The 20,320-nt window shown below is 64.6% G+C and carries 19 protein-coding genes; 16 read left to right on the top strand and 3 right to left on the bottom strand.

The genetic code is table 11. The features are described from left to right. The first annotated feature begins 46 nt into the window (after nucleotides 1–46). Together AC239G_RS12040 and AC239G_RS12035 are read left to right on the top strand one after the other, a co-directional pair. Nucleotides 47–586 carry an ArsR/SmtB family transcription factor gene (locus AC239G_RS12040; RefSeq protein WP_482400464.1) on the top strand — a complete coding sequence of 180 codons (540 nt, stop codon included), beginning with the start codon at nucleotides 47–49 and terminating at the stop codon, nucleotides 584–586. Further along, nucleotides 576–1,379, top strand: a complete 804-nt coding sequence (locus tag AC239G_RS12035) for a class I SAM-dependent methyltransferase (RefSeq protein WP_482400463.1) — start codon at nucleotides 576–578, stop codon at nucleotides 1,377–1,379. Before AC239G_RS12040 ends, AC239G_RS12035 begins: the two co-directional genes overlap by 11 nt. Nucleotides 1,380–1,465: 86 nt before the next feature. Here the strand turns inward: AC239G_RS12035 and AC239G_RS12030 are convergent, their stop codons facing one another. Then, the gene (locus tag AC239G_RS12030) at nucleotides 1,466–2,725 is read right to left on the bottom strand and encodes an IS30 family transposase (RefSeq protein ID WP_139470450.1); all 1,260 of its coding nucleotides are present in this window, start codon (nucleotides 2,723–2,725) and stop codon (nucleotides 1,466–1,468) included. A gap of 130 nt (nucleotides 2,726–2,855) precedes the next feature. Continuing rightward, complete coding sequence (locus AC239G_RS12025; protein ID WP_482400462.1) at nucleotides 2,856–3,656, bottom strand: hypothetical protein; 801 nt, start codon at nucleotides 3,654–3,656, stop codon at nucleotides 2,856–2,858. A gap of 627 nt (nucleotides 3,657–4,283) precedes the next feature. On the opposite strand from AC239G_RS12025, the gene AC239G_RS12020 reads away from it, so the two are divergent. From AC239G_RS12020 to dapF, 12 genes are all read left to right on the top strand, one after another. After that, entirely contained in the window at nucleotides 4,284–7,067 is a 2,784-nt protein-coding gene (locus tag AC239G_RS12020; RefSeq protein ID WP_487488961.1) for an FtsK/SpoIIIE family DNA translocase, read from the top strand. Nucleotides 7,068–7,192: 125 nt separating this feature from the next. Next, complete coding sequence (pgsA, locus tag AC239G_RS12015) at nucleotides 7,193–7,861, top strand: CDP-diacylglycerol--glycerol-3-phosphate 3-phosphatidyltransferase (protein WP_181272065.1); 669 nt, start codon at nucleotides 7,193–7,195, stop codon at nucleotides 7,859–7,861. Beyond that, nucleotides 7,854–8,396, top strand: coding sequence for a CinA family protein (locus AC239G_RS12010; RefSeq protein WP_487488960.1), 543 nt, complete (start codon nucleotides 7,854–7,856; stop codon nucleotides 8,394–8,396). The genes pgsA and AC239G_RS12010 overlap by 8 nt, the downstream gene beginning before the upstream one ends. Before the next feature lie 177 nt (nucleotides 8,397–8,573). Next, on the top strand, nucleotides 8,574–8,903 hold the full coding sequence (locus AC239G_RS12005; RefSeq protein ID WP_098731348.1) for a helix-turn-helix domain-containing protein: 330 nt from the start codon (nucleotides 8,574–8,576) through the stop codon (nucleotides 8,901–8,903). Then, nucleotides 8,903–9,130 (top strand): DUF3046 domain-containing protein, encoded by a 228-nt coding sequence (locus AC239G_RS12000; protein WP_139470110.1) that lies wholly within the window; start codon nucleotides 8,903–8,905, stop codon nucleotides 9,128–9,130. The genes AC239G_RS12005 and AC239G_RS12000 overlap by 1 nt, the downstream gene beginning before the upstream one ends. Before the next feature lie 120 nt (nucleotides 9,131–9,250). After that, a complete protein-coding gene (locus AC239G_RS11995; protein ID WP_181272067.1) occupies nucleotides 9,251–9,658 on the top strand; it encodes a VOC family protein in 408 nt (135 codons plus the stop codon). Nucleotides 9,659–9,849: 191 nt separating this feature from the next. Next, a complete protein-coding gene (recA, locus tag AC239G_RS11990; protein ID WP_101595229.1) occupies nucleotides 9,850–10,941 on the top strand; it encodes a recombinase RecA in 1,092 nt (363 codons plus the stop codon). Then, nucleotides 10,922–11,908, top strand: coding sequence for a regulatory protein RecX (locus AC239G_RS11985; protein ID WP_482400458.1), 987 nt, complete (start codon nucleotides 10,922–10,924; stop codon nucleotides 11,906–11,908). The genes recA and AC239G_RS11985 overlap by 20 nt, the downstream gene beginning before the upstream one ends. Nucleotides 11,909–11,943: 35 nt before the next feature. After that, the gene (gene miaB / locus AC239G_RS11980) at nucleotides 11,944–13,440 is read left to right on the top strand and encodes a tRNA (N6-isopentenyl adenosine(37)-C2)-methylthiotransferase MiaB (RefSeq protein WP_482400457.1); all 1,497 of its coding nucleotides are present in this window, start codon (nucleotides 11,944–11,946) and stop codon (nucleotides 13,438–13,440) included. Beyond that, complete coding sequence (locus tag AC239G_RS11975; RefSeq protein WP_482400456.1) at nucleotides 13,397–14,107, top strand: hypothetical protein; 711 nt, start codon at nucleotides 13,397–13,399, stop codon at nucleotides 14,105–14,107. Before miaB ends, AC239G_RS11975 begins: the two co-directional genes overlap by 44 nt. A gap of 6 nt (nucleotides 14,108–14,113) precedes the next feature. Beyond that, nucleotides 14,114–15,034 (top strand): tRNA (adenosine(37)-N6)-dimethylallyltransferase MiaA, encoded by a 921-nt coding sequence (gene miaA, locus AC239G_RS11970; RefSeq protein WP_482400455.1) that lies wholly within the window; start codon nucleotides 14,114–14,116, stop codon nucleotides 15,032–15,034. 75 nt (nucleotides 15,035–15,109) lie between these two features. Beyond that, nucleotides 15,110–16,099, top strand: a complete 990-nt coding sequence (dapF, locus tag AC239G_RS11965) for a diaminopimelate epimerase (RefSeq protein ID WP_482400454.1) — start codon at nucleotides 15,110–15,112, stop codon at nucleotides 16,097–16,099. Nucleotides 16,100–16,101: 2 nt separating this feature from the next. On the opposite strand, the gene AC239G_RS11960 is transcribed toward dapF, so the two are convergent. After that, on the bottom strand, nucleotides 16,102–16,716 hold the full coding sequence (locus AC239G_RS11960) for a class I SAM-dependent methyltransferase (protein ID WP_434590303.1): 615 nt from the start codon (nucleotides 16,714–16,716) through the stop codon (nucleotides 16,102–16,104). Nucleotides 16,717–16,845: 129 nt separating this feature from the next. On the opposite strand from AC239G_RS11960, the gene hflX reads away from it, so the two are divergent. Both hflX and AC239G_RS11950 read left to right on the top strand, forming a co-directional pair. Beyond that, the gene (gene hflX, locus AC239G_RS11955) at nucleotides 16,846–18,318 is read left to right on the top strand and encodes a GTPase HflX (protein ID WP_434590301.1); all 1,473 of its coding nucleotides are present in this window, start codon (nucleotides 16,846–16,848) and stop codon (nucleotides 18,316–18,318) included. Beyond that, a complete protein-coding gene (locus tag AC239G_RS11950) occupies nucleotides 18,315–20,285 on the top strand; it encodes an ATP-dependent DNA helicase (protein WP_172174430.1) in 1,971 nt (656 codons plus the stop codon). The genes hflX and AC239G_RS11950 overlap by 4 nt, the downstream gene beginning before the upstream one ends. Nucleotides 20,286–20,320: the final 35 nt, after the last annotated feature.

The following is a 20,320-nucleotide window of genomic DNA, read 5'->3' as shown; positions in this document are numbered from 1 at the left end:
TTGGGGGATTGATTGACTTCTCCCGATCACTCGCTAGCGTTGAGGCATGAACGATGACACACCTGCCGCGGCCGCCCTCGCCCGAGCGGTGGGGCGCAGGGACGCCACCGATGCCGAAGCCAAGGCGCTGGCATCGAGTATTCGGATTCGGATCCTGCGGCTGTGTCTGGACGAGGCCTTGAGCAATCGGGAGATCGCCGAGGCGACCGGCCTCAATCCCGCGACCTCGCTCCACCATGTGCGGATGCTTGCCGACACCGGATTCCTCGAACCTCAGGAGGCGCGGCGCGGCAAACGCGGGTCCAGGGAGATCCCGTACCTTGCCACGGGCAAGAGCTGGTTCCTCAACACCGGCGATATGACGACCGAGATGCTCGAGGCCTTCACGGCCGAGTTCACCGCCGCACCGTATGAGGAGCGGACGATGGGTCGGATGGCGGCGATGCTCACCGAGGATGAGGTCGAGGAGTTCCGGGCTCGTATCGATGAGCTGTTCGAAGAGTTCCGCAGCCGGCGCAACAAGGACGGTGCCACCCAGTGGGGTCTGTTCATCGCCATGCATCCGAGCGATCCACATGACCGCTGACGGCGGCCGGGATCCAGCTGATAACGCCGGGGACCGTTATGTCGACGCGCGATGCGCTGCCGTCTATGACATCTTCGAAGGACCCGAACGGGACGACCTCGACGTCTACGCTGCGATGGTCGAGGAGTTCGGGGCCGCCTCGGTGGTGGATGTGGGATGCGGAACGGGCACGTTTGCCACGATGCTCTCCAGCCGGGGAGTGGAGGTCGTGGGCGTCGATCCCTCGGCGTTGGCGTTGGACGTGGCGCAGTCGAAACCCCATGCCGGCAAGGTGACGTGGGTCCACGGGATCGCAGCGGACCTGCCGCCGCTGCAGGCGGACATGGCTTTCATGACAGCTAATGTGGCCCAGGCGATTCTCGGAGATGAAGCCTGGGCGGAGACGTTGATGGCGATCCGCCGGAGACTTTCGCCGGGCGGAATCCTCGTCTTCGAATCACGCGACCCCGAGAGGCAGGCGTGGCGGGAATGGACGAAGGAGAACACCTATTCTGCGGCCGAGGTTGACGGTGAGGGATCAGTCGAGTCGTGGGTGGAGTTCGACGCCGCACACGGCGCGTTCGTCGACTTCTTCGGAATGTTGGTCTTCGAACGGGACGGCCGCCGCGTCGAACAGCAGAGCCGTCTGCGGTTTCGTGACCGCGCTGAACTGACGAAGTCACTGGAAGACTCCGGTTTCATGGTCGAAGAGATCCGTGATGCACCGGACAGACCGGGCCGCGAGTTCGTCTTCGTCGCCCGAAAGAGCCAGGCGACCCATCGGCAGGATGTCGACCGCGACCGACCGTGCTGATTCTGCCGCGAATGGCGAGTTAAGTGTGCTCAGAATGCCAAAAAGTCTAGGTGGGCTCAGTGTTCTAGTGCAACAGTGGGCTGGTCTCAGGCTACCTGCTCATGCAACAGATCAGCCAGGACCTCGGCCGGGGTCGCGAACCCGAGGACCTTCCGCGGCCTGCGGTTGAGCTGATCCTGCATCGCCTGGATCTCCTCGTCAGTAACCGACTCATCGAAGACCGTGCCCTTCGGGTAGTAGTCCCGAACGAGACCGTTGGAGTTCTCATTCGTCGGTCGTTGCCAGGGTGAGTGCGGGTCGCAGAAGTACACCTGGCAATCGGTGGCGACAGTGATCCGCAGATGCTCAGCCATCTCCTGACCCTGGTCCCACGTGAGAGTCGAGAACAACGCTTCCGGCAGGGAAGCGATCATGTCCTGGACTAGTCCGGTGACGGTGACCGATTCGCGGTTGTTCGGCAGTTTCCGGATCAAGGAGAACCGGGACCGGCGTTCGAAGACGGTCACCAGGCCACCGGCGTGGGAATCGACGACGAGATCACCCTCCCAGTGGCCAGGAACAGTGCGGTCGGCAGCTTGTGAGGGACGGTCGGTCAACAAGGCACCATCGAGCCAGGGACGGTTGGACCGACGCGGCAGCTTCGACTGTGGCTTCCTTCCCGTCTGTCCCGATCGGAGGGCTTTGACCACGGCCAGCTCGTGACGCAGGGATCCGCGTCCTTGGACGTAGAGAGCTTGGTAGACCGTTTCGTGGCTCACGTGCAGGTCCTTCCGGTCAGGGTAGTCACGCCGAAGCCTACCGGCGACCTGTTCGGGCGAGCACTTGTCGTTGAGCCCGTTGATCACGTGAGCCCGCAGCCACGGATCCTCGAGACGTGTGCGACGGTGTTTCTTGCGTGCCTGTCGGGCATAGGTGCGGCCGTGGGCGCCGGCGGCACTGTAGACCGGGTGTGGGCTGATTCTGTCGTATTGGATGAGTCGGTTGCGGCGGATCTCTCGGGACACGGTTGACGGAGCAACACCGAGTTGAGTCGCGATGGTTCTCATCGACAATGGCGGATCTGATTGCAGGCCAGCCTGGATCGTCATTCGGTCGGCGATCGTCAGGTGGCGGTAGGCAGGTGGTCGTGGTGGTGCCGGGGCAGCAACGATGGTGGTCGGCATGGACAGTATTCTGCCGGTCCTGCCTTTGGGCAGGCCGAGTCGCCGCGCCCACCGGGTGACGGTGTTGAGGTTGATGCCGAGGTGGTCAGCGATCGCTGATCGTGGTCTGCCTTCGAGGAGGAGCCAGAAGAGTTCGTCGAGGACGTGGAAGGGCAGCCGTGGACGTCTGTAGTGCGTGGTCATGGGGGTGTTCCTTCGTTCAGTGGAAACACCCGGTCTGATAGTGCTGGTCAGACCGGGTGTTGCACTAGAACCTAGAAACCGCCCTAGGAAAACGGGCAATCTGAGCACACTTATCTCCCCAACGCAGGACTCATTCTTGGTGTGCCGTCATTTCTGCCTTCTTGAGCGCCGTCGGGAGAAGATCTTCGGTCAGGTAGTCGCTGACACCGTTCATCGCTTCTTCGTCAACGGCGAGGCTGGTTTCTGAGTCGAATGCCATTTGATGAACTGTCAGCAATTCTCCTGCCCAGGAAACGTAGCACTCTGACATTGCCATCTTGCCCTGGCCTAAAAACGTTCCGTTGTAGGCCGCAGTACAGAAGCCTTCGCCCTTGTTGCCTTTGGGTTCGAAGACCTCGACCGACTCCGTCGATTCCGCGCTGATCGATTCTTGGCAGTCGCCCACGGTGTTTCGGAGATCTTCGAGCAGCTCCGCCGATCCGCTTTCGGGTCTGGTCAGCGATGTCAGGATGTATGTACCGGTGCTGTCGTCGGACTGATCAAATGATCGCGCAGCAGAGACTCCGTCCAGATCGGATGAGTAGGCGGACATGGCACCGATGACGCACTCGGATTGTGTGGACCGATTGTCGGGAGAGCTTTCCTTAGAGCCGAACGGATTGGCAGCCTGCTCGTCCTTTTCCCCGAATTCGACGTCGTCCTCAAGGGTGAAACCGCTGGGCAAGTCCTCCAGTGAGAGGATTCTGTCGCTGTATTCGGCGCCACTCAGAGCCGCGCGTTCGTCGGCTTCCTGAGATTCAACAGCTGCTGGATCAGGGGAGGCCTCCTCCTGTTTCTGTCCTTGCCCAGCCTGATCACCGGATCCGTCAGAGCAGGCAGACAGCGCGAGTGCGCAGGCCACAGCCATGATTCCGATCGTGAAGCGTTTCAACAACTTGCCCTTTCGTGTGCGGCTTTAAGCAGGAGCCTACAATATCTGTTGTCTCTTTGACGGTCTCAGTCCAGTTTGTGGCGGATTCGCCTTTCCTCCCTTCTCGAGTGCCAGACGCAGACGGTCGACTCCAGCCCGCGGAGAGACTCAGTCGTGACGCAAAGCGGAACGCGGCAGAACATCGTCGCCGAGAAACGGGTGAAGCGTCGAGAAACGCATGTGCACACCCGTTTCTCGACACGTAGCCCGTTTTTCGGCGAGATATGCGGCCTGACGTGGACATTCACTCCGCATGTTGTCGAATGCAGCACTTCCAGCCTGCAGGCCGGCACTCCGATGCTCTGCCCGACATCCTCACCGACATCCCGGCTGACGTCGAAATTCGTCCGACTTGCCTCGGTTGCCGAAGCCCCCGCGGGCCGCAGCGCCACACGCCGAAACCTGCGGATTTGCTGGGCAGGAGCGCAATATCGTCCTAAGATGAGAGACATGGCGACCAGAACGACTTCCCCCGCTTCTGGTTCCGGGAAACGCACAGCGCGCAAAAACGCTGGTCGGTCCGGTCAAGCGGGGACCGAAGAACCCGGGACAAACGTTGTCACCGGTGCATGGAGGGGAGTGGCCCACATGGCCGGAAACCGTGCGCGAAAGACTCTCAGCGACGAACCGACCGATCAATCACCGACGAAGCGGGACGGCACAGCCTTCTTCCTCATCGGACTCTCGATCATCATCGCCGCATTCGAATGGTGGAACATCCCCGGCGCGATCAGCGACGGCGTCCGCGGAATCGTCGAAGGCACCTTCGGCCGGGTGGCACTCGCCCTGCCGGTGGTCTTCACCTGCTACGCGATCCGCCTGTTCCTTCGCGGCGACGACAACCGCGGCAACAACCGCATCCTCATCGGTATGATCTTCGGTCTGCTCGCAGCCTCGGGCCTGGCCCATATCGCCGCCGGCAACCCGACCTTCACGAACTCCCGCGAGGCCATGGCCAACGGGGGAGGCGCGCTCGGATTCGTCGTGTCCTCACCGCTGGTCGTTGCGACCACCGTGTACGTGGCGGTGCCGCTGCTCGTCCTCCTCGGGCTGTTCTCCCTGCTCGTGGTCACCGCGACACCGGTGCGCGCGATTCCCCGTCGCCTCACCGACCTCTACTACCGCCTCACCGGCGGTGCCCGACCCGAAACCGACGCCGAAGCGGCCGAGACCAAACAGTCCGACCTCGTTGCCGAGAACGGTCGCACCTCCGATCTCAAGCCCGTGATGGGCGCCAAGCGCCGAAGCCGGAAGAAGAAGACCGAGATCCCCGATCTCGACGCCGAATCCGCCGACGACGACACCGCGACGAAGGCCTACGACAAGGCCTATATCCACGAGGATGACGTCAGCGACGAAGACGCCGACACCACCCGCATCGAAACCAGTCCGGAGCCGAAGCTCAAGCCCGGCCAGCGCCGGCCCACCAAGGCCGAACGCGAGATGGCCGAGCTGAAGAAGACCATCGGGATGGACGACGACGCCGCGAACCAGGCGAAGAAGTCCGAGCCCGCTGCCGCCTCGGCGCCGGTGCCGACCACGAACGCACCAGCGCCCCCGCCTACGGAACAGCTGCCCGAACGCGTCGAACAGCTCACCCTCGCCGGCGACGTCACCTACACCCTGCCCGCCTCCGACAACCTCCAGCCCGGCCCTCCCGCGAAGGAACGCTCCGAGGCCAACGACCGCGTCGTGGAAGCCCTGCGCGATGTGCTCGAGCAGTTCAAGATCGACGCCGAGGTCACCGGGTTCTCCCGCGGACCGACGGTCACCCGCTACGAGGTGGAGCTCGGCGCCGGTACGAAGGTCGAGAAGGTCACGGCGCTGTCGAAGAACATCGCCTACGCCGTGGCCAGCGCCGATGTCCGCATCCTCTCGCCGATCCCCGGCAAGAAGGCCATCGGCATCGAGATCCCGAACACCGACCGTGAGAACGTGGCGCTCGGTGATGTGCTGCGCTCGAAGGCCGCCCGTAAGACCGACCACCCCATGGTCATGGGCGTGGGCAAGGACGTCGAAGGCGGATTCGTCGTCGCCGACCTCTCGAAGATGCCCCACCTCCTCGTCGCCGGTGCCACCGGTGCCGGTAAGTCGAGCTTCGTGAACTCCATGATCACCTCGATCATGATGCGCGCGACCCCCGACGAGGTCCGCATGATCCTCGTCGACCCCAAGCGCGTCGAGCTGACGATCTACGAAGGCATCCCGCACCTGATCACCCCGATCATCACGAACCCGAAGAAGGCCGCCGAGGCGCTCGAATGGGTCGTGCGTGAAATGGACGCCCGCTACGACGACCTCGCGAACTACGGGTTCAAGCACGTCAAGGAGTTCAACAAGGCCGTCCGTGAGGGCCGCATCCAGCCGCCCGCCGGATCCGAACGCGTCCTCCAGCCCTACCCGTACCTGCTGGTCGTCGTCGACGAGCTCGCCGACCTCATGATGGTCGCCCCGCGCGACGTCGAAGCCTCGATCCAGCGCATCACACAGCTGGCCCGTGCCGCCGGCATCCACCTGGTGCTCGCCACCCAGCGACCCAGCGTCGACGTCGTCACCGGTCTCATCAAGGCCAACGTGCCCTCCCGCCTGGCATTCGCGACCTCGTCGCTGGCCGACTCGCGAGTCGTGCTCGACCAGCCCGGTGCTGAGAAGCTCATCGGTCAGGGTGACGCCCTGTTCCTGCCGATGGGCGCGGCCAAGCCGATGCGAGTCCAGGGCGCCTGGGTCAACGAGTCCGAGATCGAGAAGGTCGTCGAACACGTCAAGAGCCAGCTCACCCCGAACTACCGCGAAGACGTGGCCGTCGAAGCGCCGAAGAAGCAGATCGACGAGGACATCGGAGACGACCTCGACCTGCTGCTCCAGGCGATCGAGCAGGTCGTCACCACGCAGTTCGGCTCGACCTCGATGCTGCAGCGCAAGCTGCGCGTCGGCTTCGCCAAAGCAGGTCGCCTCATGGACCTCATGGAGTCCCGCGGAATCGTCGGACCCTCCGAGGGATCGAAGGCCCGCGACGTGCTCGTGCGCCCCGACGATCTGCCGGGCACCCTGGCCATCATCAAGGGCGAGACCCCGCCCGAGGATTCCGGCGGCGCCTCTGCCGACGTCCCGACCGATGGAGGCCACGGCCAGTCCGGACAGACCGGATCCGGGCACGCCTCGGCAGCCGGGGACTATGACGAGGAGTTCGACGACGACTACGGCGAGACCTCCCACGGCTCGGCGTCGGCGTACCGATCGGCATCGCCCGACCGCTACGCGAACGGCGTCGGTCATGCCGGCGACCTCACCGTCGGCGACGTCGATCCGGAGACCGGACTCGAGGTCGTCGAGGCCAGCGGAGAGGACGCCTGGCAGCTCACCGGCCGCTGATCTCATCCGAACCCCACCCCTCGCCGAGGCGGCGCACCGTACCGACGGTGCGCCGCCTCGGCGATTATGGTCGTCATTCCCATGGTTGGAATGATCTGCTCAGCTCACTCCGATAGGCTGGATGCGTGAACGATCGAGTCGAGGCTGGAGCCTCTCAGCAGCCCTCTGCAGAACCGAGTCCGTGGAATGTCCCGAACGCACTCACGGTGCTGCGTATCCTCATGGTGCCCCTGTTCCTCGTGCTTCTGCTGGCAGACGGAGGCAACGATGTGACTTTGCGCTGGTGGGCGCTCATCGTGTTCCTGCTGGCCATGTTCACCGACTTCGTCGACGGCTATCTGGCCAGGCGGAACAACCTCATCACGAACTTCGGCAAGATCGCCGACCCCATCGCCGACAAGTCGCTCATGGCGGCGGCACTCATCGGTCTGGCGATCATCGTCGAACTGCCGTGGTGGGTGCCCGTGATCATCCTCGTCCGCGAATTCGGCATCACCGTGCTGCGGTTCTTCATGATCCGCATCGCCGTCATGCCTGCTTCACGCGGAGGCAAGATCAAGACCGTGCTGCAGACCGCTGCGATCGGACTTTTCCTGCTGGTCTTCCCGCTCTCGGGCGTGGTGCCCTCTGTCGTCTACGTCATCCTCCTCGTCTTCGCGTGGATCATCATGACCGCGGCCATCGTCGTCACCATCGTCACCGGCGTCGACTACTGCGTGCACGCGGCGAAGCTGTACAGGGACGCGAAGAGCGGTGGGAGCACGCAGACCGGCGGGGACGCGCAGCGTGGCTGAGTCCGAGCTGATGGAGACCGCGCGTCGCATCATCTCCACCTGTACTCGATTGGGGATCTCGCTGGCGTCGGCAGAGTCGCTGACCGGGGGACGCTTCGTCGCCTCGCTCGTCGATGTGCCGGGGGCCTCGGCTGTGGTGCGCGGCGGACTGGTCACCTACGCCACCGACCTCAAGGCGAGCCTGGCCGGAGTCGATGCTGACCACCTCGAGGAGACCGGACCGATCGACCCGGTCGTCGCCGCGCAGATGGCCGTCGGCACGGCCGTGCAGTGCGTCGCCGATATCGGAATCTCCTGCACCGGAGTCGCCGGTCCCGATCCGCAGGACGACAAGCCCGTCGGACTCGTCTACACGGCGATTGCCTTCGGCGGGAAGGCGAAGGTCTTCGAACACGATTTCACCGGCGACCGTGATGCCATCCGCAGCCAGACGGTGCAGGCGATGGCCGTCAACCTCGACGAATTCGTCGGCGAACTCGCCTTCGGGCCCGAGGCCGGACAGGCGTCGAATGCTGGCGGAGATGCCACGGAATAAGTTCGTCTGCTGTGCGGTTGACCGGGTGATGACCATCGGACGAAAATTCTCCAAAGTCTTCGAATGGACTGGCAATACCATCCGCTCGGGGCACCAGGTTGGTGCTGTGTCACGGCCAGGTTGTAAAGTTATTGGAACTACATTGACGGGACGCGCTGACAAAGGGAGGGCCGCGTTATGTTACTGAGAGTCGAAATCGGCGACGCACTTCGTTCCGCCCGCCGTCGTCAAGGACGCACCCTTCGCGATGTCTCGACCGGGGCCAGCGTTTCGCTCGGCTACCTCAGCGAAATCGAGCGCGGACAGAAGGAAGCCTCCTCGGAGCTGCTGTCGGCGATCTGCGAAGCACTCGACCTGCCGCTGTCGGCACTGCTGTCGTCTGTGTCCGATCGCTTCGCTCTCGAAGAAGGCGTGCAGATCCCCGACACCATTCCGCAGGAGCTCTCGGACAAGGTCCTCGGTCACCCCGAGGGATACTCTGCTCCGCGGCTGGCCGCCAAGCCCTGATGAGGCACACGCTCTACTGGATCCTCATGAACGAGGAGTTCGGTGAGGCGCGCGCCGCCTCCCTGCACACCGACCTCACTTTGAGCTCCTTGGGTTCGCGGACCGCAGCTCAGGCGTTCGAAGCCGGGGTCGAACCCCGCGACATCTGGACTGCCGTCTGCGATTCCATGGGCGTTCCCGAATCTCGGCGTCTCGGCAAGGAAAAGCCGCGCTCGACGCCGTTCTGACCGAGGTTCGACGCCGTACTTCTGGATCGGAGCTGCCTCGCACCGTCTGTGGCTCTGTCTGCTCGGAACAGCGCTGGTCTTTACTATCGGCGCCGTGCCGGCCGAGTGTAGACTGACCGCATGAATCAGGCCATCCCGTTCATCACCTTCCAGCCCAGTCGAGGACAGAGCGCCGCCGAGGCCATGGAGACCTACCTCGAGGTCTTCGCCGACGGGCGAGTGATCCTCGACAATCGGTACGGTCCCGACGGTCCGGGCGCCGAGGGTACGGTCATCATGTCCGAGATCGAGATCGCCGGCCAGAGACTGCGCTTCAGTGACAGCTTCGTCGCACACGAGTGGGACATCACCCCTGGCGTGTCACTCATGGTCGACTGCGATTCGGCCGAGGAACTCGAACGTATCTTCACCGCACTGAGCGAAGACGGAACTGTGTTCATGCCGCTCGACGACTACGGATTCGGCCCGTTCGGGTGGGTGGGGGACCGCTTCGGTCTCACCTGGCAGCTGGGTCTGGCCCAGGCCTGACTCTCGCGGAGACACGCGACACACCCGAATATATAGAACACCTGTTCCCATGTGGGTTATCCTGGTGAGGAATCACGGGACCTGTGACCATGAGTGGCTGGTTATCCACGGGGGAATCGCTTCCTCTGTCGTTATGTCAGTGCCATCTTCTAGCCTTGGTCTCAACGGAAAAGCAACGAAGAGGAGACGTCATGGCACGTACACCCAAGAACCTTCAGGTTCCCACCGGCGGAGACAAGTCGAAGGCACTCGAAGCCGCAATGGGCCAGATCGATCGCAACTACGGCAAGGGCGCGATCATGCGCCTCGGCGACGGTGTGCGTGAGCCCATCGCCTCCATCCCGACCGGTTCGGTCGCACTCGACATCGCTCTGGGCATCGGCGGTCTGCCGCGCGGCCGCGTCGTCGAGATCTACGGTCCGGAATCCTCCGGTAAGACGACCGTGGCTCTCCACGCCGTCGCAAACGCACAGAAGGCCGGCGGAATCGCCGGGTTCATCGATGCTGAGCACGCACTCGACCCGGAGTATGCGAAGAAGCTCGGCGTCGACACCGATCAGCTCCTCGTCTCCCAGCCGGACACCGGTGAGCAGGCTCTCGAGATCGCCGATATGCTCATCCGCTCCGGGGCCCTCGACGTCATCGTCATCGACTCCGTCGCGGCCCTTGTGCCCAAGGCCGAAATCGAAGGCGAGATGGGCGACAGCCACGTCGGCCTGCAGGCTCGCCTGATGTCGCAGGCACTGCGTAAGATCACCGGTGCCCTGGCCCAGTCGAAGACCACCGCGATCTTCATCAACCAGCTGCGTGAGAAGGTCGGCGTCTTCTTCGGTTCGCCGGAGACCACCTCGGGCGGTAAGGCGCTGAAGTTCTACGCCTCCGTGCGCATCGACGTCCGCCGCATCGAGACCCTCAAGGAAGGTCAGGACGCGGTCGGCAACCGAACTCGTGCGAAGATCGTGAAGAACAAGGTCGCTCCGCCGTTCAAGCAGGCCGAGTTCGACATCCTCTACGGCCACGGCATCTCCCGCGAAGGCAGCCTCATCGATATGGGCGTCGACAACGGCATCGTGCGCAAGTCCGGATCCTGGTTCACCTACGACGGCGATCAGCTGGGTCAGGGCAAGGAGAACGTCCGCAACTTCCTCCGCGACAACCCGGGCCTGGCCGAAGAGATCGAGCTGAAGATCAAGCACAAGCTGGGCCTGATCCAGGTCGACGAACCCGAGGACGGCGCCGAGGCGGCCGGAGAAGCACAGACGGATGACGTCGAAGTCTCCTGACGCCTCGTCGACTGACGACGAATTCCCGGGCCGCGAGCCCGCCGCATCGACCGAGACGGTCGGTGCGGGGGACTCGGGTCGGAGCGATTCGTCTCAGACCGAGACGCTCTCGCAGCTGCGCAGTGCGATCTCGGAGATCGACCAACGTCATGCCGAAGGAGAGGCCGGGTTCTTCGCCGGCCTCTCCGGACTCGACGACGACGATGTCACCGGTGGCAATGGTCGAACCGACAAACGAAAGAACTCGGGCTCGAAGCGCAAGAAGAACTCCAGCGGCTGGAAGCGACAGCAGAAGGAGCCGGACAACGGGTGGGTCGAAGGCGGTACCGACTCGACTCCGGATTTCATCGATGTCCCTGATTTCCTTGCAGCCGAGAATGATGGTCCAGATTTCCTGGCGAGCGATGGCAATGCCGGGCCCGACTTCCTGGATGACAGTGACGGCTCACCCGATTTCGCTGCCGGTCCCGGGCTGAGCTTCGACGACGAAGACGACGCCCCCGACTTCGACGCGGACTATGCTCAGGCGAAGAAGACGGCGATGAACATGCTCGCCATGCGCGATCACTCCAGCGACGAACTGCGCAAGAAGCTCCTCAAACGCGACCTCATGCCCGAAGCGATCGATGTCCTCATCGAGAAGCTGCAGAACTCGCGTCTGCTCAACGACGAAGAATTCGCGCACCGCTTCGCACGAGCACAGCGTGAGAACCGGAAACTCTCCCGATCCGTGCTCAAACGCGAACTGAGCAAGAAAGGCATCAGCCCCGAACTGGCCGCCGACGCAGTGGCCGACATCGACGGCGAGGAAGAACTCGCCCGCGAAGTCGCCGAGAAGAAAGCCGCCTCCACCCGGCGCCTCGACTATGCCGTGCGAGAGCGCCGAATCCTCGGCATGCTCGCCCGCCGCGGCTTCCCCTCGGCGATCTGCATCAAGGTCACACGGGAAGTGCTCGCCGAAGACTGAAACGGCACGTGGGGAACGGCTAGAATGGGTGCGCCATGACTGAACTGATTGAATCCCCGACGACATCCGGAACCACCCCTCGCAGCTACGAGGTCAAGACCTACGGATGTCAGATGAACGTGCATGACTCCGAGCGTCTGTCCGGACTGCTCGACGATGCCGGCTACGTTCAGGCGAACACCGACGACCAGGCCGACGTCGTCGTCTTCAACACCTGCGCCGTCCGCGAAAACGCCGACAACCGCCTCTACGGCAACCTCGGCCAGCTCGCGAAGGTCAAAGAGAACCACCCCGGCCTTCAGATCGCCGTCGGCGGATGCATGGCACAGAAAGACCGGGACACGATCGTGAAGAAGGCCCCCTGGGTCGACGTGGTCTTCGGCACCCACAACATGGGATCCCTGCCGGCGCTGCTCGAACGCGCCCGCCACAACGAGGAAGCCCAGGTCGAGATCCTCGAAAGCCTCGACGTCTTCCCCTCCACCCTGCCCAGCCGCCGCGAATCCCAGCACTCCGGATGGGTATCGATCTCGGTCGGCTGCAACAACACCTGCACCTTCTGCATCGTGCCCAGCCTGCGCGGCAAAGAGAAGGACCGCCGCCCCGGCGACATCCTCGCCGAGGTCGAAGCCCTCGTCGCCGACGGAGTCGTCGAAGTCACCCTGCTCGGCCAGAACGTCAACTCCTACGGAGCCGAATTCCGCGACAAAGGCGCATTCGCAAAACTGCTGCGCGCCGTCGGCAACGTCGACGGAATCGAACGGGTCCGCTTCACCAGCCCGCACCCGGCCGCCTTCTCCGACGACGTCATCGACGCCATGGCCGAGACCCCGACCGTCATGCCGCAGCTACACATGCCGCTGCAGTCCGGTTCGGACACGATCCTCAAATCAATGCGGCGGTCCTACCGGACCAAACGGTTCATGAACATCCTCGACACCGTGCGCGAACGCATCCCGCACGCTGCCATCACCACCGACATCATCGTCGGCTTCCCCGGAGAGACCGAAGAGGACTTCCAGGGGACGATGGACATCGTCCGCCGCGCCCGCTTCTCCCAGGCCTTCACCTTCCAGTACTCCATCCGCCCCGGCACACCGGCGGCTACGATGGACAACCAGGTCCCGAAGGACGTCGTGCAGGAGCGGTTCGAACGCCTCACCGCGCTCCAGGATGAGATCGCCTGGGACGAGAACAAAGCCCAGATCGGCCGTGAGGTCGAGGTGCTCGTGACCAAGCTGCCCCATGACGATTCCCCACGACTGAGCGGTCGCGCCGCCGACAACCGCCTCGTCCACGTCGGAATCCCCGAAGGCGCTCAGATGCCGCGGCCCGGTGATTTCGTCACTGCCACCGTCACCGAGGCGAAACCCTACTTCCTCCTCGCCGACTCCGGATTCTCCGTACGCCCGTCCCGAGCCGGTGACGCCTACGACCGGGCTCAGGCCGACAGCTGCGGCGCACCGAGCCCCGGACAGGGTGCCGCCGGTGCAACGAACCTCGGCATGCCGACGATCCGCCCCCGCGGCTGAGATGGGCGCCTTCGCCATCATCCCGGCAGCCCCCGTGCTGCTCGAGAACATCGACCGCAGCGAGACGGCGCGAATGGCCGAGCTGCGGACTGCCATCCGCGATACCGTGCGGACGCGGACCGATTGGGCCCTGCCCATCGAGACCCTGCCACCCGTGGCCGGACTCGGCGGCTGGGGAATCGATCACGGCGTCGATACTCGCACCGGTCGGCTGCTGTCCGGGTCCGACTGGGTCGAAACCGTTGACACCCTGACGACGGATGAACGCAGACTCGCCGAGGCGGCCGACCCCGCCGTCATCGTCGCGATCCTTCACGCTCACGCCGCCGGCGTCGACATCGGACCGCTCGGATCGAGCGAGAACCTTCTGCTGCCGATCGACCTGTCCGGAGCCGCAACAGAGGACGCACCCCTGGCCCCGATCGACGGTGCCTCGGAATTCGACTGTGCCGTCAGCGAGACACTCACCTCCGGGACGTCGATCGACACCGAAAGACTGCTCGACCTCTGCGACCAAGCAGAGGCCATGGCCGCCAACCTCAGTGTGCTGGCTGCAGGCTTCCGCCACGCCGTTGACCAGGGCGCGCGAGTCTCGACTCTGGAACCGGTCATCGACGAACGTGTCCACGAAGTCCGGACACTCTGCGGCACCGGACTCTGGGAGTGATCGCCGATGGCTGAGGACACTTCGCCGATCATCACCGTCGTCGGAGCCACCGCCACCGGGAAATCGGATCTGGCGCTGGATCTGGCCGACCGCCTCGGCGGGGAGATCGTCAACACGGATTCGATGCAGTTCTACCGAGGGATGGACATCGGCACGGCGAAGCTGCCGATCGATGAGCGTCGGGGGATTCCGCATCACCTCATCGATATCCTCGACGTCACCGAAGAGGCGAACGTGCAGGACTTTCAGGCACGTGCGCGGGCAGCGATTGCGGACATCCGGGGGCGCGGTCTGCGGCCGATCCTCGTCGGCGGGTCCGGGCTCTACGTTCGTGCCGCGGTCGATCATATGGAGTTTCCCGGCACCGACTCCGAGGTGCGTGCTCGCCTCGAGGCCGAGGTCGCAACAAACCGGTGGGCGCTGCATCAGAAGCTGCGCGAACTCGACCCGAAAGCGGCCGAGAAGATCACCGTCAACGACCAACGACGTATCGCACGAGCGCTCGAAGTCATCGAACTCACGGGACGTCCCTTCAGCGCCCAACTGCCGGACTACCAGGAGATCGAACCGACCATCCACCTGGGCTTGAGCATGGACCGGGCCATTCTGCACGAGCGCATCGCCACCCGCGTCGACCTCATGTGGGAGCACGGATGGGTCGACGAAGTGACGCGTCTGCTCGACGTTGGGCTGGCCGAAGGCAAGACAGCATCACGTGCCATCGGATACGCACAGATCCAACGCCATCTGGCAGGAGAGCTCACCGCCGCCGAGGCGAAGGAAGAGACGACGATCCGCACCCGGCAGTTCGCACGCCGACAGGACACCTGGTTCCGCCGCGACCCGCGCATCCGCTGGATCGACGGCAGCGCCGCCGACGCCGAACAGAATCTGGCGGCCGCACTTGATGCGCTGCGCGATCACTGACGGCATAGCGGCTGCACTCGACGTCCTGAACGGGCACTGAAGACCCGACTGGACGCTCACAGATAGGATGGAGCCATGAGCACTCCGGATACCCCGTTCGCCGCTTGGACCGATGTCAGCTTCGTCAAGGGGCACGGCACCCAGAACGACTTCGTTCTGCTCTCCGACGACGACAGCACACTGGAGATGCATCCCGAAATCGTCGCCACCCTGGCCGATCGACGGGCCGGACTCGGCGCCGACGGCATCATCCGCATCGTCCGCTCCGCAGCCAGCGGCATCCCCGGAGCCGCCGAACAGGCCGACGCCGGTGCCGAATGGTTCATGGACTACTACAACAACGACGGCAGCCTCTCCGAGATGTGCGGCAACGGAGTTCGCGTCTTCGCCCACGCACTCCTGACCAGCGGTCGCGTCCCCGCCGATGCCCGCGAGATCCTCGTCGGCACCCGTGACGGCATCAAAGCCGTGCGCACCACCCTCAATCCCGCCCTCGGCGTCCAAACCGGAGACGACGTCGTCGACACCGGTACAGCCGGACCCGGATCCGCCAGCGACGCCTGGTACACCATCGACATGGGCGAATGGTCACTCGACCCCGCGAGCAGCGTACTCGTGACCACCGGCGGCATCGACGTCGCCCGTCCCGGACTGCGCGTATCCACCGGCAACCCGCACACCGTCGTCGCCCTGGCCGAGAACGCCGAACTCGCCGCAGCCGAACTGCGCGATGCACCCGTCCTCGACCCCGTCCCGGCGCAGGGATCCAATGTGGAATACATCGTCATGGAACCGGCCCGATCCGATGTGGCCGGGGGAGAAGGCGCCCTGCGCATGCGCGTGTTCGAACGCGGCGTCGGTGAGACCCGCTCCTGCGGAACCGGAGCCTGCGCGGCAGCGATCGCAGCCCACCACTGGGCCGGTGAGAAGTCGCCTCTGCAGTGGAGAGTCGACGTGCCCGGCGGTCAGCTGCGTATCGAGATCGAACCCAACGCCGAGGGCACGAGCGGACGCGTCAGCCTCGCCGGCCCAGCCGTCCTCGTCGCCAGCGGCACGATCGGCTGAACTCAGTCGCGCTCGACCGTGAGCACGCGGAAACCCTTCGACGATCCCGTGCGCACGACCTCGAACCCGTCACCAAGCATCCCGGCGATCCACTTCTGCAGAGAATCGGCGCCGAGGTTCTTCGATACGACGAGATCGGCGCGGCCGCCCGGCGCCAGACGCGGCAGCCAGGTCTCCAAGAGTTCGTGCAGCGCTTCCTTGCCGATGCGGATCGGCGGATTCGACCGGATCGCTGCGAACTGCAGGTCAGCGGGAACATCCGCGGCGGTGACGGTGTTGATCGTATCGAGGCCGAGCCTGCGCGCATTCGCCGCGGTGGTCTCCAGGGACCGGGAGTTGACGTCGAGTGCCCATACTCGCACATCCACCTCGGCCTCCTGGGCATCCAAGGCCGTGTGCAGGGCGATCGGACCCCAACCGCACCCGAGATCGAGGATATCGCCGGCCGGCGGCTGAGGCAGATGCCGCAGCAGCACAGCCGTGCCGAGGTCGAGGCGAGTGGGCGAGAACGTGCCGGATACGGTTTCGACGGTGACGGCGCGGCCGGCCAGATCGAGGTCGAGTACCCGCGACTTGGCCTCGCTGCTCGGCGATTCGGTGAAATAGTGCTCTGACACCGTTTCAGTCTAGACGGCTGTGGGAGAATTGATGGACACCACCGTCGGTGCGAATCGCCGCGACCGGTGGCAAGCATGACGACGTCCGCACGAGAAGTCCCGTGCGGGCGGCAGAGAACAAAGGAATGAATGACGTCTGAAGACAAGGAGCGTCGCAACGCGATGCTCGACCGTGTGCTCTCCCGAGGCGCCCAAGCCCTCGACGATCACGACACCACCCCGGGCGATGACCAGTTCGACCTCGCCGAGCGCGCCGCCCTCACCCGCGTCGCCGGACTCTCCACCGAGCTCGAAGACATCACCGAGGTCGAATACCGTCAGGTCCGCCTCGAACGCGTCGTCCTCGCCGGCATCTGGAACACCACCCAGGCCGAAGCCGAGAACTCGATCCGCGAACTCGCCGCACTCGCCGAAACCGCCGGATCCGAAGTCCTCGACGCACTCATCCAGCGTCGCGACAAGCCGGACCCAGGCACCTACCTCGGCAAGGGCAAGGCCGCCGAACTCGCCGAGGTCGTCGCCTCTGTCGGCGCCGACACCGTGATCATCGACTCCGAACTCGCCCCCAGCCAGAGGCGCGGACTCGAGGACGTCATCAAGGTCAAGGTCGTCGACCGCGTCGCGCTCATCCTCGACATCTTCGCCCAGCACGCGAAATCCCGCGAAGGCAAGGCCCAAGTCGAACTCGCGCAACTCGAATACCTGCTGCCGCGACTGCGCGGTTGGGGTGAGTCGCTGTCCCGTCAGGCCGGCGGCCGTGTCGCCGGCGGTGCCGGAATCGGCTCCCGCGGACCCGGTGAGACGAAGATCGAACTCGATCGTCGCCGCATCCGTACGCGCATGTCGAAGCTGCGCCGCGAGATCAACGCCATGGCGCCCTCGCGGGAGACGAAGCGGAAGAACCGCGCCCGCCACCACGTGCCCTCAGTCGCGATCGTCGGCTACACGAACGCGGGCAAGTCCTCCCTGCTCAACCTGCTCACCGACGCCGAGGTGATGGTGCAGAACGCCCTGTTCGCCACCCTCGACCCGACCGTCCGGCAGGCCAAGACCGCCGACGGCCTCGTCTTCACCTACACGGACACCGTCGGGTTCGTCCGCAACCTGCCCCATCAGCTCGTCGAGGCCTTCCGCTCGACCCTGGAGGAAGCCGCCGGTTCGGATCTGCTCCTCCACGTCGTCGACGCCTCCCACCCGGATCCGCACGGACAGATCCAAGCCGTGCGCGACGTCCTGGGGGACGTCGAGACCGGAGACATCCCCGAACTCCTCGTGTTCAACAAGGCAGATATCGCCGAGGAGGCCGTGACCACCGGCCTGCGCGCGGAGTATCCCGACGCCCAGTTCGTCTCTGCCGTGTCGAAGGAAGGGATCGACGACCTCATCGAGGCCATCGAGGACCGCCTTCCCGTCCCGGACATCGACATGACCGTGCTCATTCCCTATGAACGCGGTGACCTCGTGTCGAAGATCTACGCCCTCGGTACGGTCGAACACGAATCGCACGGCACGGAGGGCACCAGCCTGCAGGCCAAGGTGCCGACCGAGCTCGTCGACGAACTGCGCGAATTCCAACGTCCGGACCTGGTCATCGACGAGTGAAGACTGTCGACACCCTCCTCGAATCCGCCGTCGGCGCCATCGGCGGATCGCCACGCGAGGGTCAGCAGGAGATGGCGCAGGCGGTCGCCTCGTCGCTGGACAAGGGAATCCATCTGCTCGTGCAGGCGGGAACAGGCACCGGCAAATCGCTGGCCTACCTGGTGCCTGCAGCCGAGTACGTCACCCGCACCGGCGGGAAGGTCGTCGTATCAACGGCGACCCTGGCCCTGCAGACGCAGATCATCCACCGCGACCTGCCCCGGCTGTTCAAGGCCGTGAAGAAGGACCTCGATCCGCTGCCCCGGGCGGCACTGCTCAAAGGCCGCCGAAACTATGTGTGCAAGCACAAGCTCGCCGGCGGGTACCCCGACGAGGGCGAGGGCATGCTCTTCGACCTCGGTGCCGACGCCGAGGCGGGACGCAAACCCACCGAACGCTCCGGTCTGGGGGAGGAGATCCAGCGGATCCGCACCTGGGAGAAGACCACCGACACCGGCGACCGGGACGACCTCCTGCCCGGCGTCAGCGATCGTGCCTGGTCACAGGTGTCCGTCAACGCCTTCGACTGCCTCGGTTCGAACTGTCCGCTGTTCACCGAATGCTTCGCCGAAATCGCCCGGAACAAAGCCGCCGAAGCCGATATCGTCGTGACGAACCATGCCCTGCTGGCCATCGACGCCTTCGGGGAATCGAACGTGCTGCCCGAGCACGATGTCATCATCATCGACGAGGCCCACGAACTCAAGGACCGGGTGACCAGCGCCCTGTCCGGGCAGATCAACACGAGTATGCTCTCGGCCGCGACGAGCTCGGTACGCAAACACACCACCGTCCAGGACGGAGTCGTGTCACTGCTCGACTCCGCCGCGGCGGCTCTCGAACGTGCGCAGGCCTCGGTGCCCGAGGGACTCATCCTCCACATGAGCGAGGCGCTCGGACTGGCCCTGGCACAGATCCGCGACTCCGCCCGCCAGATCATCAACGACATCGGCGGCAAGACCGAGGACGCCGATGCCGGCCGGCAGATGGCCAAGGCACGCTGCCAGGAGATCTTCGAACTCGCCGAACGCTTCTGCGATCCGGGCAAGAACGACGTCATCTGGCTGTCGCGCTCGACCTTCCGGGAGAAAGAGACGACGAATCTCGTCGTCGCGCCCTTGAGCGTGGCCGGCACCATGCGCAACGGCATCTTCGAAGAATCCACGGTCGTGGCCACCTCGGCGACCCTGTCCCTCGGTGGGAACTTCGACGCGGTGGCCGCCTCGTTGGGACTCTTCGGACCCGACGCCCCGAAATGGGACAGCCTCGATGTCGGATCACCCTTCGACTACGGCAAACAGGGAATCCTCTATGTCGCCTCCCACCTGCCCAAGCCCGGACGCAGCGGACTGAGCGAGGAAGCGCTGACCGAACTCGAGGAACTCGTCGAATCCTCGAACGGCGGGGCACTGGGCCTGTTCTCCTCCCGGGCGGCCGCAAACGCGGCGGCCGAACACCTGCGGAAGAAGTTCGATTTCCCGATCCTGCTCCAAGGCGATGACGGCCTGCCGGCGCTGGTCTCTCAGTTCACGGCCGACGACCAGACCTGCCTGTTCGGAACCATGTCACTGTGGCAGGGGGTCGATGTGCCGGGACGGACGAACCGTCTGGTCATCATCGATCGTCTGCCGTTCCCACGTCCGGACGACCCGCTCATGCAGGCGCGGGCACGCGATGCCGACCAGCGGGGAGTCAACGGATTCATGGCGGTGTCGGCCACGCATGCCGCCCTGCGTCTGGCTCAGGGCGCCGGACGCCTCATCCGGTCGACCAAGGACAGGGGAGTGGTGGCCGTGCTCGACTCGCGGCTGCGCTCGGCCCGGTATGCCGGGTTCCTCGTCAATTCGATGCCGAGGATGTGGCCGACGACGAACTCCGGTCTCGTTCGCAAGAGCCTGGCGAGGCTGGCCGAAACCGACGAAGGATGACGCAAAGGCCCGCGACCGAATCGGTCGCGGGCCTT

The sequence above is a fragment of the Brevibacterium sp. Lmc1 genome, assembly GCF_057654315.1.
The sequence above is the reverse complement of the archived record's forward strand: the minus strand, read 5'-3'. Positions and strand labels throughout refer to the sequence as shown.

Bases quoted from the DNA above. Each gene is read 5' to 3' on its own strand.
- AC239G_RS12035 (WP_482400463.1), top strand. From the start codon at position 576: ATGACCGCTGACGGCGGCCGGGATCCAGCTGATAACGCCGGGGACCGT.
- AC239G_RS11985 (WP_482400458.1), top strand. From the start codon at position 10,922: ATGACGTCGAAGTCTCCTGACGCCTCGTCGACTGACGACGAATTCCCG.
- miaA (WP_482400455.1), top strand. From the start codon at position 14,114: ATGGCTGAGGACACTTCGCCGATCATCACCGTCGTCGGAGCCACCGCC.
- AC239G_RS12005 (WP_098731348.1), top strand. From the start codon at position 8,574: ATGTTACTGAGAGTCGAAATCGGCGACGCACTTCGTTCCGCCCGCCGT.
- AC239G_RS12040 (WP_482400464.1), top strand. From the start codon at position 47: ATGAACGATGACACACCTGCCGCGGCCGCCCTCGCCCGAGCGGTGGGG.
- AC239G_RS11995 (WP_181272067.1), top strand. From the start codon at position 9,251: ATGAATCAGGCCATCCCGTTCATCACCTTCCAGCCCAGTCGAGGACAG.
- AC239G_RS12000 (WP_139470110.1), top strand. From the start codon at position 8,903: ATGAGGCACACGCTCTACTGGATCCTCATGAACGAGGAGTTCGGTGAG.
- AC239G_RS12020 (WP_487488961.1), top strand. From the start codon at position 4,284: ATGGCCGGAAACCGTGCGCGAAAGACTCTCAGCGACGAACCGACCGAT.
- hflX (WP_434590301.1), top strand. From the start codon at position 16,846: ATGACGTCTGAAGACAAGGAGCGTCGCAACGCGATGCTCGACCGTGTG.
- dapF (WP_482400454.1), top strand. From the start codon at position 15,110: ATGAGCACTCCGGATACCCCGTTCGCCGCTTGGACCGATGTCAGCTTC.
- recA (WP_101595229.1), top strand. From the start codon at position 9,850: ATGGCACGTACACCCAAGAACCTTCAGGTTCCCACCGGCGGAGACAAG.
- miaB (WP_482400457.1), top strand. From the start codon at position 11,944: ATGACTGAACTGATTGAATCCCCGACGACATCCGGAACCACCCCTCGC.
- AC239G_RS12030 (WP_139470450.1), bottom strand. From the start codon at position 2,725: ATGACCACGCACTACAGACGTCCACGGCTGCCCTTCCACGTCCTCGAC.